This is a genomic window from Marinobacter sp. 2_MG-2023 (assembly GCF_030546935.1).
In the GTDB taxonomy this organism is placed as follows: domain Bacteria; phylum Pseudomonadota; class Gammaproteobacteria; order Pseudomonadales; family Oleiphilaceae; genus Marinobacter.
Genome location: NZ_JAUOPH010000004.1, coordinates 440445 through 453478, shown reverse-complemented (window position 1 = coordinate 453478; position 13034 = coordinate 440445). Strand labels below are relative to the sequence as shown.

Sequence of the window (13034 nt, the reverse complement as noted above, 5' to 3'; positions counted from 1 at the left end):
TCTCGTATTGGAATCCGTTATTTACTGTGGCGCTTTCAGCGCCACAGTCTTGTCTGGTCAGGCGTTAGCGGCTTTCTGTACCCGCATTTTCTGATAGGCGTCTTTTTCATCGCCCAGAGGCACCAGGTAATCCGCAATCGGGCGCTTGCCGTGGTCCATCTCGCCTTTCTCATTCATGAACAAGCGGCTGTGGTAGAACCATTCGCTGTCGTCTTGATCCGGATAATCCACGCGGTAGTGATAAAGCCCCCAGCGGGACTCGGTGCGGTACAGGGACGCCCTGGCGGCCATTTCGGCGCAATCGATAATGGACTGCACTTCCATCGCTCTCAGCAGTTCGTGGGGATCCCGGGCACACAGCAGTGGCACGTCTTCCCGTACGGCCAGGATGCGCTCCAGGCCGATCTCCATTTTTTTGGTCACTTTCGGAGGCTGCAGGTAATCATTCACCAGGCGGCGAACCTTATATTCCATTTGCTCCGGAGGAATGCCGTCGGCTCGGTTCATCGGAGCCTGAATACGCTTGAGCTCCTTGATGATGAAGTCTTCGTCGAGCTTGGGTTCTGACCGCGACTTCGCAAACTCAACGGCGCTCTCACCACAGATCTGCCCGTACACGAACGCTCCCAGCATGTAGTTGTGAGCCACGCTCGCCATGTCTCCGGCGCAGTAAAGCCCGGGCACAGTTGTTGCGCCGGTTTCATCGGTCCATACGCCTGAGGCGGAATGCCCTGAACAGAAGCCGATCTCGGAAATGTGCATTTCCACCATGCGTTCGCGGTAGTTCACATCTCTGCCATCATGGAAGCGACCCCGGGTGGGGCGCTCGTTGGTGTGGAGCACGGTTTCAATTTCCTGGATAGTTTCTTCGGCCAGATGGTCCAGCTTGAGAAACACAGGGCCAGTACCGGATTCCAGCTCCTTGAAGAACTCCAGCATCATCTGGCCGGACCAGTAGTCGCATTCGATAAACCGTTCGCCGAAGGCGTTGGCAGTAAAGCCGCCGAGTGGGCCAGTTACATATGCGCAAGCAGGGCCGTTGTAGTCTTTGAGTAGTGGGTTAACCTGAAAACACTCGAGGTTCGCCAGATCCGCCCCTGCGTGATAGGCCATTGCATGGCCGTCTCCGTTATTGGCCGGGTTCTCATAGGTGCCGAACAGGTAACCCGAGGTAGGCAATCCGATGCGCCCCGCTGCTCCAGTGGCCATGATCACGGCTTTGGCACGAATGATGATCGGTTCGGCCGTACGGGTGTTTACGCCGATCATGCCAGCAATGTTGCCGTCCGGATCTTTCAGCAGGCGTGTAGCAGTGAAGCGATTTTCGATTTCGACACGGTTGCGGCGCAGGCGACGGTAAAGGATCTTCTTGACGTTGTGGCCCTCCGGCATGGGCAGTACGTAGGTGCCCAGGTGGTGAACCTTTTTCATGTCGTAATCGCCGGTTTCGTCTTTCTGGAAGTGAACTCCCCAGGAGTCCAGCTTCTCGATCATCGGGAACGAGCGAGTGGCATAGGCCATGAGTGCTGGCTGGTGCACGACGCCATCGTTGGCGATGGTGATTTCTTTGACGTACTGCTCTGGAGTTGCATGGCCCGGCACTACGGCGTTATTCAGGCCATCCATTCCCATGGATATGGCTCCGGACCGTTTAACGTTGGCTTTTTCCAGCAGTATGACTCTGAGGCTTGGGTCTTGCTCTTTGGCAGTGACTGCCGCCATGGGGCCTGCTGTGCCGCCGCCAATGACCAGAACGTCGGTGTCGATTACAGGGATGTCGTTAATTTTCATCGTGCACTCCTATTTCCGGTCAATCCGGAACTGGTATTTGAATGAATCACCGCGGTAGCAGAGATACTCGAAATCGATGGGTTGGCCGTTCCTGTTGTGGGTCAGGCGTTCAACCCGGAGAATGGCTTCGCCGGGCTTGAGGTTGAGGTATCGCTGGGCTTCGTCGTCGGCCAGGATCGAGTCGAGGCTGATATCAGCACCACCGAGAGGGATGCCGAAAAGGTTCTCCAGCATGGGGAAAATGTCGCCGGACAGGTCCAGGCCGAACATGCGCTGCCCTATGAACATCGGGAAGTAGCTGTTCTCAATGCATACCGGGGAACGATTGAGGTATCTCACTCGTTTGACTTCGATGACCTCGTCGCCCTGTTGCAGGTCCAGAGAAGCGGCAACGGCTTTCGGTGCTTTCATTTGCTGGATGCTGAGTACCCTTGCTGAGGCTTCATAGCCCTGGGCCGCCATGGCTTCCCCGAAACCTTCCAGGCGCTGAACGTTCTGAACGGCTTTAGGCTTACTGACGAAAGTCCCTTTGCCCTGGGCGCTGAACACCAGGCCTTCGTTGTGCAGGTCGCGGAGTGCTTGGCGAATGGTGATCCGGCTCACTCCAAAAACATTCATCATTTCATTTTCGGATGGCAGGCGTTCGTGAACCTCATAGGTGCCATCCAGAATCTGACGTCGAAGGCTATCCCGTATCTGGACATACAGGGGCAAGGGTGAGTTTCCAGCCATTATTTGAGTCGCATTGTTCATCGCTCATCCTCCTGGTTGTTATGACAGGTAATGGCGAGTTTGGGCGAAGTTAAGGAGAAACAGGTCATTACTTACCCCGCCTTGTTCTGTTGCTGGAACGCATTGAGAGTTTCCTTGCGAATCAGGTCCAGACACTGGCGTTTGAGTGCCATGAAACTGGGGCTTGTCAGTAGGGATTGCTCTCGGGGCCGGGGTAGATCAACCTTTATGTCGGCGATGATTCGGCCGGGACTGGCGCTCATCACCACGATCCGGTCAGACAGGAACACGGCTTCATCAATGTCGTGGGTAACGAACACGACGGTGTTATGGAACTCCCGCCAGATTTCCAGCAGGTTTTCCTGCATCATGATTCGGGTCTGGGCGTCCAATGCGCCAAAAGGCTCGTCCATCAGCAGTACACTGGGATAGTTTGCTAAGGCTCGAGCGATACCGACTCGTTGCTGCATCCCTCCTGACAAAGTATTGGGATAGGCGTTTTCGAACGCTGCCAACCCCACCAGCGAGAGGAACGTACGGGCAACGCTGTTAGCCTCGTTCTGGCCTACTCCTGCCATTAATGGTCCGAAGGCGACGTTTTCCCTTACCGTTTTCCAGGGAAATAACGAGTGTTGTTGGAACACCATGCCGCGATCAGGCCCCGGCTCGGTTACGGCCTCACTGTCCACGGTAACGTCACCGCGTGTCGGAGGTACGAAACCGGCTATGCTGTTCATCAAGGTTGATTTTCCGCACCCGGATGGACCCAGAAGACAGACAAACTCTCCTGGTTGGACAGTCAGGTTGGCGCTCTGTACTGCGGAGTGAGAACCCGTGGGTGTATCGAAAACGATGTCCACATCCCGGACTGATATCCGGCCCCGCTCTACTCCCGGTTTGCCAGCTTTTGCTCTCAACCGGCTATGGTCCAGTACGGCCAGGCGATTGTCGTTCAGTAGTGCCTCGTTCATGACCGGCCTCCTTTAGCTTGCCACTTGAGGAGTGGGTTGCAGCCTTTGCGAACCAGCAGCGTACACAGCGTGCCAAGGCCGCCGATGGTGAGCATCCCGATGATGATCTGCGGGTATTGGATAAGGGTGTAGGAGTTCCAGGTGTAGTAACCGATACCGTACTGCCCGCTGATGATTTCCCCCGCAAGCAAAGAGAACCAGGCAACGCCCATACCGATGGCAAGCCCCGCAACGATGGATGGCATTGCGCCAGGCAGCACGACATGCCAGAGAATCGCTGTGCGGCTGGCGCCCAGACTCCGGGCTGCACGAACCAGAACACTGCTGGTTTGTTCCACACCGTGAACGGTATTCAGGATGACGGGGAACAAAGCACCCAGAAAGGTGATGAAAATGATGCTGGATTGTTCCGTTGGCAGCATCAGGATCGCCAGGGGAATCCAGGCAACCGCTGGGATAGGTCGCAACAGCTCAATGTAGGGAAGAATGATGTCTTCAGCCCACCGGGAACGCCCCATGGCTACGCCCAGAATGATGCCCACGACCACTGCAAGCACATAAGCAATCGCAACGCGCTCCAGGCTATGCAGGATGTGCAAATAGAATTCCTGTCCTGCCAGTTCCGCCACGAGTGCTGTACCTACAACCGATGGCGCAGGGATGTTGTCGAAATTGATGTAGAAGTGAAAACCGTTTCTGGATGCGAGCTCCCAGAGCACCACAGCGACAATTAAGGCCATGATCCTAACCAGATACCTTGCTCCAATGGTCTTCATCCAGATGCGCGCAGGCAGACGAGACGTTTCGCTTGGCTTTTCTGCCATGGGGGGAGCCATCGTAGCTTCCTTTTGAATGATCTTTTCAACCGCCGGACTGTCGTCTGTCTCCTCCATGGGTTCAGTCAGTCGGGCTGCATTACTGTGGTTATCCATCTGTTCACTCCTCAGACTGTTGCCGTGCAGACATTCAGTGCCTGCACGGCGGTTAGTCAGTACGCCATGGCAACGGCACTTTCCGGTGTGACCGGGGTGCCGCCGTGGTTAGCTATATATTTCTCGGAGTCGGCTTTTTTGAGAAACGCCACCACATCACCGTCGTTGCCCCGCACCATGTAAGCGGCCTTGCCGAACAGTTTCAGGCCGGTAAGGTTGTCGTAGACAAAGGTTGCATTGATGGGGCTTTCCGCGGCTTCCTTGGCGGCAAGCATGTCGGCGACGCTGTTGTAGGTAACAATTCCTTTGTCCTGGAACCAGATTTCAGCGGGCTTCAGGTCGGGATTGTTGGGCTGGGTGTCAACCACAGACGTGACCAGCGTGTCGTAGTCCAAATCCATGGCCTTGTAAGCCGCGCGCAGGTAGGAGTCGTCCACCCAGCGGTCGAAATCAAGATCGGGCACCCCTACTTCACGTTTGAGAAGATCCAGGTCGTACTTCATGGCATCAACCCATTGGGTCTTGATGCTGGCTTCAGCAGTGGTGATTCCGCCGTTGCTGAAGTAGAGGTAAAGGACTTCTTTCTCCACGCCGGTCCACTCGGAAACCTTCATTGCCGCTTCCATGGGGTTTTCCTGAATCCATTTCTGGGCTTCGAGCGTGGCTTTCAGTACACCTTCCACAATTTCCGGGTACTGTTCGGCATAGCTCTCACGGACCACGATGCCGTGGAACGTAGGAACACCAGCTTCACTGCCGTCATAGATCTTGCGTCCGGTTTCGCGGAACTCCATGATCTCGGACCAGGGGCAGAAGTCAGCGTGAGCGTCGATGCGCCCTGCCTGAATATTCGCTGCGCCAACGGCAGGGCTCTGGTTAACAATTCGTACCTTGTCACTCAGGCCCGCTTCGCTGAGAGCTTTGAGGGTCATCCCCCAGGCAGCACTGCCTACGGGAACGGACAGCGTTTTGCCTTCCAGGTCTGCGAGACTCTGGGTGTCGGACTCAATAGGGACGACGATGCCGTTACCTGTGCCACGCAAGTTGTAACCGGTTACGCCGATAAAACGGGTTTCCTGCTTTCCTGTTTCCTGAAATTTGGCACCGTTGACGATTAACGGATAATCGCCCATAACGCCGAACTCCAGTTTTCCTGCCAGCATCTGGTTGGTGATAGGTGGCCCGGAATCGTAATCCCGGAACACAATGTCGTAATCGACGTCTGCGTATTTGCCTGTGGTGGGTAGGTGTTTTTCTAGCAAGCCCAGTTTTTCCAGCACGATTCCGCCGGAAACGGTGTTGGTCACCATGCTTTGGTGTCCGATACCTACCTGGATGGTCTCTGCGGAGGCTGCACCGGCGAACATCGCCAGCGACCCGCAGAGTGTGAGTGTTGCAAGGGTGCTTGTTTCTCTCATCGTTATCACCTTCCTAATGTTGTCCACTTGTACTAACAGGCCATGACCCCTGCTATAGGTGTTGCAGCTGCTGTGCCAGTTGTGAGCGTTTGTAACCAAGCTGTTTGTTTTTATTAGGGTTTGAAATTTTCAGGAGAGGCACTCGCGAGGAAACCAAATACGAAATAGCGCCCGTGTCTGGTGCGACGGACTTTAGGCGGTTCCAGAACAGCGCAGGTGGATAGCGTGGTGTTATAACAAGTAGTGCAAGTCAGGCTGGGGGCTGAATTTTGGGTTCAACATGAGAGCGGAATGTTTGACCACCTGATCGCCAGTTGATGAATTCGCGTTTGCGAGGTGTGCGAATCAGTTAAAAGAACTTGCAGGCTATTCGTCAAACAGCGACAGCTGGTAATCACCGGGTGGTTTTTTGTTCCCGCTTGCCCCTGGCCGTTTTTGAACAGGCCCTTTGCGACTGCCGTGGGTGTGCAGTACCCGGCTTGTTTCTTCCCGGCTGACCTGTTGCTGGCGAAAGCTCCCAATAGCCTTACGCGCGGAGCGTGCAGCCTGTTCATGGTCACATACCGGTGAAATGTAGGTGTTCCCGCCAAAACGTTGCTGCTGGGCTCTGGTCATCAACCAGGGGGTGTGTATCCATACTTCAGGAAGGCCGGCGAGTTCCGGAATCCAGCGGCGGATAAATTCGCCTTCTTTATCCAGCTTGAGGCTTTGCAGCACCGGGTTGTAAATCCGCAAAGCGTTGATGCCAGTGAGGCCCGACTGCATCTGAACCTGCGGGTAATGGATGCCGGGTTCGAAATCGGTAAACAGCCTCGCCAGATGTAATCCCGGATCTCGCCAGTGTAGCCAGAGCTGATAGCTGGCGACTGCCATGATCATGGCCCGCATGCGAAAATTGATCCAGCCGGAATGGTGCAGTGCGCGCATGCAGGCATCTACCAAGGGCCAGCCTGTTTGGCCCTCCTGCCAACGCTGCAGTCTTTCACTGTTATCCGGCCCGGATTTCAGCTTTTCCATTTCCCGATGCATGGCGCGGAACTCGAGCTCCGGTTCGTCCTCCAGTTTCTGGATGAAATGGCAGTGCCAGTGCAGGCGCGAACGGAAGCTGGTCAGGCTTTTCTTTTTACGCGGCAGGCTGCTGCTGTGCTGGCCCGTGGCTTTGGCACCTTGATAAATTTCGCGCAGACTAAGGGTGCCGTAGGCAATGTGGGGGCTTAGCCGCGAACAGGCACGGGGAGCCGTGTTGGGGCTGGATATATTGTATTGATAACCGGCACAACGCCTTTCCAGAAAGGATGCCAGCAGTTTTTCGCCCTGCTGTCGGCCACCGATTTGCCGGCCAGGGCAGGGGCGGGTGTGGCTGAATTCGGGTGCGTGTTTGGTCGTCTGAGCAGGCTGAGAGGTCTCAAAACCTTCAAAGCCCTCTGGCGAATGAATAGATCCAGGTGCCGACAGTTGATCGGATTTTATTACCCGGTTCCATTCGGTATCCCAGAGATCCCGGTTCTTGAGCCTCCTGACAACGCCGAACTGCCGCCATTCCCGGAACTCGATACCCTGTTCCTGGCACCAGCCAATCGTGGCTTCGTCACGTTTATAGGTCCACTGCCCTCCGGTTTCCTGGTGGCAGACAACCCGATTTATATTGAAGTGCTTACGTAGAGCCGAAAGCGCATCGGTAATCCTGCCGTGCCAAATCAGCAGCCGGCTGCCCCGTTTTAGCAGTTCTCGGTTCAGCTCCGCGAGTGACTCTTCGATAAAAAGCCATTGCCGCCGGGATGTGTCGGGCAGTTGCCAATACTCCGGCTCTATAACGTAGAGGGGAATTACGGCTTCGCCCAGCTCTGCCGCATAGTGCAGTGGCGGGTGATCCTGAACCCGAAGATCGCGTTTGAACCAGACCACCGTGCTCACAGTTTTGACGCCCCGTTACGACGACAGCGTTCGCTGCAGTAGCGCACACTGTTCCAGTCTTTAGCCCATTTCTTGCGCCAGCTGAAGGGACGCTGGCAAACCGGGCATGTTTTCTCAGGCAGGTGTGGTTTTTTGTGCATTGGGCCAATATGGTTTTAACTGGTGAATAGGGTTTATAGATACGTTTCTGGAACGCCAAAGGATTGTTTATGGATCGCTTGAGTGAGCGCCTGTCTGCACCTTCGGTGCTGATATTTGATTGGCATGGAACGCTGGTCGATACCCACGATGCCATGTTCAGTGCGATGGAGGATATGCTGCCGCAACTGGAAGAGCTTGGTTTGGTGGAGCAGTTGCTGCCAGAAGAAAAATGTCGTACTGCAGATGATGTGAGGCTGGTTCGTTACATTCGTATTTTCCGGCGCTTGCACCCGCGCATTCTCGCAGAGCGGCGAGTGTCACGAACGGATATCTTTAACGCGGTTTTCGGCGACAACACAGCCGCAAAGCTGGTTGCCCATCAGGCCTACAATGAGGCCTATCGGCGCTATTTCGGGCAAGTCCGTCCGTTTCAGCCAGGAGCCTACGACTACCTTTCTGCGCTCAAGGCCATGGGTATCCGCCTGGCTGTGGTCACCAACAGGAACCGTGAGTTTCTCGAGAAAGAACTTAAAACCGTGGATGAAGGGCGCTGGCAAAACCTGTTTGAGGCCATTGTATGCGCCGATGATGTTACGGAATACAAGCCGGACCCGCAGGTTATCAGCAGGGTTCTTGAGCAGCTTCATCTGCCGGCAGATGCGAACGCCTGGTACATCGGTGACAGTTATGTCGACATGCTTACGGCAAGTCGTGGAGGAATTTCCGGCGTTTTCTACAATGGCGCCCAGTGGGATGCAGACCGCATTCGCAGCTGGTTCTCCAAACGTGATGCGCCTCTGGCAGTGCTCGACAGCTTTGAAGAGTTGATGGACCTGCTTGCGTTGATTGAGCGCGATGAGCCGGAGAAGTTCATGCGCGCTCCTGCAGAGGTTCGCCCCTCCCCGTTTCCGTCGCCTGCTCGCCCTGAACCTCGCATAGAGCCTGATTGGCACCCTGCCGTGGTCCGGCTTATCCGCCCTGAAGTCGTACTGTTCGACTGGCATGCAACGCTTGTAGACACGCTGGATGCGATGTACCACGCGGTGGATGATATGTTCCCGGATTTTCACAAACTCGGTCTGATGGAGCGGATGGTTGCGCCTGAAGACAGTAAAACACCGGAAGATGCCAGGCTCGTTGCTTATGTGCGCGAGTTTGCCAAGCTTCACCCCAGGGTGAAAGCTGACCGGAAGATTTCACGCACGGACATTTTTGAAGTGCTCTTCGGTGATGATCAGGAGGCCAAGCAGGTTGCCCACAAAGCGTTCAATCATCATTACCGCAATCACTACGGCACAGTAAAAGCTTTTGAGGCAAAGGTCCGGGAGGTACTCGAGGGGCTGCGGCGGCTCAACATCCAGGTGGGTGTCATCACCAATCGCGACCGGGAGTTTTTCGAGCATGAACTGGCTGCCGTAGAAGACACAGGTTGGGTCGAGTTGTTTGATGTGGATGTCTGCGGCGATGACACGCCCTTGCGCAAGCCGCACCCGGATCAGCTTTTGCTGGCGGTGCAGAAGCTTGATTACCCACCTGACCCCAGTGTCTGGTACGTCGGTGACAGTACCACGGATGTGATTGCTGCAAAGCGAGCGGGTATGACGTCTGTCTTCTTTAACGGTGCGCAATGGGATTTGCCCTGGTTGAACCGCATATTTCCGGGTACCCATAAGCACCCGGATAAACCGGATGTGGTGGTGAATGACTTCTCTGAGTTCTGGGCGCTGGTGTTGGCTTGCGAGATAGGGCCGCCCTGACATCCTGCTCAGAGTTCGTCCAGGTGCTCCAGCAGATAGCTCGCTCTTTGCAGTAATGCCTCGCGTTTTTCAGGTTTCTGTTTGTCCCAGTTGCGATACATCATCGTCATGCGAGGGTTGCGCTCGAAATCTGTTCGATGCCGGTCAATGAAGTGCCAGTAGAGAGAGTTGAATGGGCAGGCATCTGGCTCGGTGCTCTTGCTGACCTTGTAATGGCAATTGGTGCAGTGGTCAGACATCCGCTGAATGTACTTGCCGCTGGCGGCATAAGGCTTTGAACCCAGGTAGCCGCCATCTGCGTGCATAACCATGCCCAGCACATTGGGCAGCTCAACCCAGTCGTAGGCATCAGCATAAACGGCCAGATACCAGTCGCAGATCTCCTCCGGCTTGACGCCTGCCAGCAGCGCGAAGTTGCCGGTGACCATCAGCCTTTGAATGTGATGGGCGTAGGCATTGCGCCGGGTGGCATCGATGGCTTTGTGCATGCAGCGCATTTTCGTGTCACCGGTCCAGTAAAACCAGGGCAGGGCGCGGCTGTTGCCCAGGCGGTTTTCTTTGGCGTAGCCAGGCATGAGTAGCCAGTAGATGCCCCGCACGAACTCGCGCCAGCCGAGGATCTGGCGAATAAAACCTTCCACCGCATTGATGGGGGCCTGGCCGCCGTACCAGGCTCTTACAGCCGCTTCACACACGGAGAGTGGATCCAGCAGGCCGCAATTGATGTAGGGCGAAAGAATTGAGTGGAACAACCAGTCTTCGCTATCAGACATGGCGTCCTGGTAGTCGCCGAAGCAGGGCAGGGCAAATTCGATAAAGTAGTCCAGGGCTTCTTGCGCATCCTCTGGCGTAACTGCGAAGTGAAAGTCCTCGGTGGTGCCAAAGTGGTCGGGGAAGTGTTGTTCAACCAGATCAATAACATCACGAGTTATGGCATCTGGCTCTACCCTGAAGGGTGCAGGTGCGGGGGGCTTGCCACTCCATTTACTCCGGTTATCGGCATCGAAATTCCAGCTGCCGCCCTCCGGTTTGTCTTCGGGTGTCATTAACAAGCCGGTTTTGCGCCGCATTTCCCGGTAGAAGTACTCCATGCGGAGCTGCTTGCGGCCTTTGGCCCAATTGGCGAACTCACCCTTGCTGGCAATAAATCGGGTGTCGGTGCGGATTTCAACCCGCACACCAAGGCGCTTCTGCCACTGGCTGATCTGGTTGTGCAGTCGCCACTCACCGCATTCAGTCGTAATGATACTGTCTGGATGGAAGTCTGACAGAACGCCTGAAATGACGCCTTCCAGGCTTTGTTCGCTGTTTTCCGGGTGATAGTGCTGGTAATGAACCTGCCAGCCGTCGTTCTCCAGCCGCCGGGCCAAATGGCGCATGGCACTGAACAGAAGAACCAGCTTTTTCTTGTGGTGGTTGGTGTAGCTGGCCTCTTCATGTACCTCCGCCAAAAGGATCCGGTCGTGCGCTGGGTCGGCGCCATCCAGAGCGCTTATATCGGTTGTCAGTTGATCACCAAGAATCAGAATCAGGTTGGGCATGTGAGGTTAGGCTCCGGTTTCTGGCGTGTTTTTGGTCTGTTTGCCCTGGGAATCGCCCGGGCGCTTAACCCATAGTAGGTAGCCAGAATACGCAATAGGCACAAGGGTAGTTCAGGCGGCAAGCTGATAAAATTCCGTTATTCGTCAAAATGACTCGTATCAAGATGCGCTCAGCCTGCCTCGACTACAATGCATCGCACCTCGGCTGGCCCCACAAATCAATCGCTCAGAGTTTTTATTATGGCTTCCAACTCCGCACCGCAGACTGCTGAAACGACGCTTCCGGAATTCATCTGGGATGATGCACTGATCAAACGTTACGATCTCAGCGGGCCGCGCTATACCTCTTATCCGACCGCCGTGGAGTTTGATCAGAACTATCCGGTGGAGCAGATGATGGAGGCTGCGGCTCGCAGCAAGGCCAGCGGTCGACCGCTCTCCCTTTATACCCACCTGCCGTTCTGTGCGCACCTTTGCTACTACTGTGCCTGCAACAAGGTGATTACCAAGAAGCGTGACAAGGCGATGCCCTATGTTGAGCGGCTTCTGAAAGAGGCGGCCATGCAGTCGAAGCTGTTTGGTGCGGATCGTCCGGTAAAGCAGTTGCACTGGGGTGGTGGTACACCCACCTTTTTGCCGAACGATGTGATGCAGGAGCTGATGGCAGGCTATGCCGAGCTGTTTAACCTGCAAAGTGGTGATGAGCACGATTACAGTGTGGAGATTGATCCGCGTGAAGTAGATCAGGATACCTTGTCCACACTCTGGAAACTCGGCTTCAACCGCATCAGCCTGGGTGTGCAGGATGTGAACCCGGAAGTTCAGAAAGCCGTCAACCGTATCCAGCCCCGGGAAATGACCGAAGCTGTGTTACGCGAAGCCCGGCAACTAGGCTTCGGGTCCATCAACCTTGACCTGATTTATGGCTTGCCACACCAGACGCCAGAAAGCTTTGCGGACACTCTGGAGTCAGTGATTGATATGTCACCAGACAGGCTGTCTGTGTTCAGTTATGCGCACCTGCCGGATCGTTTTTATCCGCAAACCCGAATCAAGAACGACACGCTGCCGTCGCCGCAACAGAAGCTGAGCATTTTGCATAACACGATCAACCGCCTGCTTGAGGCGGGTTACGAATACATCGGCATGGACCACTTTGCCAAGCCGGATGATAGCCTGGCCGTGGCTCAACGTGCCGGGCGGCTGCACAGGAACTTCCAGGGCTACACCACCCACTCGGACTGCGACCTGGTATCTCTGGGTGTGTCGGCTATCGGCCAGACCGACGATGCCTACTTCCAGAACAACCATGATCTGCCCGCCTGGGAAGCATCCATAGACGCTGGACAATTGGCGATCACCAAAGGCGTCAACCTTACGCGGGATGATCGCATTCGCCGCTGGGTGATTGGCCAGCTTATCTGCCAGTTCCGTCTCGATCGCCAGCAATTTTCGGCTGAATGGCAGGAAGATTTTGACCGCTACTTTGCGGATGAACTTACCCGTCTGAGGCCCATGATGGCCGATGAGCTGATTGGTGATGATGGGCGTGTGCTGCAGGTCGAGCCAGCAGGTCGACTGCTGATTCGGGCAATCTGTCAGATTTTCGATTTTTATCGCAAAGAAGGCGCCAGCCAGCGGTTTTCACGCATTATCTGATTGTATTTCATCCAGATCTTAATCCGGGGCCCTCTGTGCCCCGGAAAATTATTATGACCTCTAAATACTGGACTCGTGCCCGCTTTTCGCGTAACTTCCTGCGCTTCCTCACGGGAATTTCAGATTAATCGCCCCTGAATTATGGCCTTGCGCTGCTTGCGTGCTTTTTACGGACTGC

Annotated in this window: 10 protein-coding genes; 2 read left to right on the top strand and 8 right to left on the bottom strand. The window is 55.2% G+C overall.

All coding sequences use genetic code 11. The features are described from left to right. Nucleotides 1-57 precede the first annotated feature (57 nt). From Q4501_RS12660 to Q4501_RS12630, 7 genes are all read right to left on the bottom strand, one after another. Entirely contained in the window at nt 58-1791 is a 1734-nt protein-coding gene (locus tag Q4501_RS12660; protein ID WP_303596609.1) for a fumarate reductase/succinate dehydrogenase flavoprotein subunit, read from the bottom strand. Between the two features lie 9 nt (nt 1792-1800). Continuing rightward, nucleotides 1801-2544 carry a GntR family transcriptional regulator gene (locus Q4501_RS12655; RefSeq protein ID WP_303596607.1) on the bottom strand — a complete coding sequence of 248 codons (744 nt, stop codon included), beginning with the start codon at nt 2542-2544 and terminating at the stop codon, nt 1801-1803. Between the two features lie 71 nt (nt 2545-2615). Then, nucleotides 2616-3494, bottom strand: coding sequence for an ABC transporter ATP-binding protein (locus tag Q4501_RS12650; protein ID WP_303596606.1), 879 nt, complete (start codon nt 3492-3494; stop codon nt 2616-2618). Continuing rightward, the gene (locus Q4501_RS12645; protein ID WP_303596834.1) at nt 3491-4270 is read right to left on the bottom strand and encodes an ABC transporter permease; all 780 of its coding nucleotides are present in this window, start codon (nt 4268-4270) and stop codon (nt 3491-3493) included. Before Q4501_RS12645 ends, Q4501_RS12650 begins: the two co-directional genes overlap by 4 nt. 212 nt (nt 4271-4482) lie before the next feature. After that, on the bottom strand, nt 4483-5844 hold the full coding sequence (locus Q4501_RS12640; RefSeq protein WP_303596605.1) for an ABC transporter substrate-binding protein: 1362 nt from the start codon (nt 5842-5844) through the stop codon (nt 4483-4485). A gap of 366 nt (nt 5845-6210) precedes the next feature. Next, complete coding sequence (locus tag Q4501_RS12635; RefSeq protein WP_303596603.1) at nt 6211-7758, bottom strand: FAD-binding domain-containing protein; 1548 nt, start codon at nt 7756-7758, stop codon at nt 6211-6213. Continuing rightward, complete coding sequence (locus Q4501_RS12630; RefSeq protein WP_303596602.1) at nt 7755-7898, bottom strand: DUF2256 domain-containing protein; 144 nt, start codon at nt 7896-7898, stop codon at nt 7755-7757. The genes Q4501_RS12635 and Q4501_RS12630 overlap by 4 nt, the downstream gene beginning before the upstream one ends. Before the next feature lie 69 nt (nt 7899-7967). Here Q4501_RS12630 and Q4501_RS12625 point away from each other — a divergent pair, with 69 nt between their 5' ends. Beyond that, nucleotides 7968-9656, top strand: a complete 1689-nt coding sequence (locus Q4501_RS12625) for an HAD family hydrolase (RefSeq protein ID WP_303596600.1) — start codon at nt 7968-7970, stop codon at nt 9654-9656. An 8-nt stretch (nt 9657-9664) separates the two neighbouring features. Here the strand turns inward: Q4501_RS12625 and Q4501_RS12620 are convergent, their stop codons facing one another. Further along, nucleotides 9665-11197: a cryptochrome/photolyase family protein gene (locus Q4501_RS12620; protein ID WP_303596599.1), complete on the bottom strand. Its 1533-nt coding sequence runs from the start codon at nt 11195-11197 to the stop codon at nt 9665-9667. Nucleotides 11198-11437: 240 nt separating this feature from the next. On the opposite strand from Q4501_RS12620, the gene hemN reads away from it, so the two are divergent. After that, entirely contained in the window at nt 11438-12856 is a 1419-nt protein-coding gene (gene hemN / locus Q4501_RS12615) for an oxygen-independent coproporphyrinogen III oxidase (RefSeq protein ID WP_303596598.1), read from the top strand. The last annotated feature ends 178 nt before the right edge of the window (nt 12857-13034 follow it).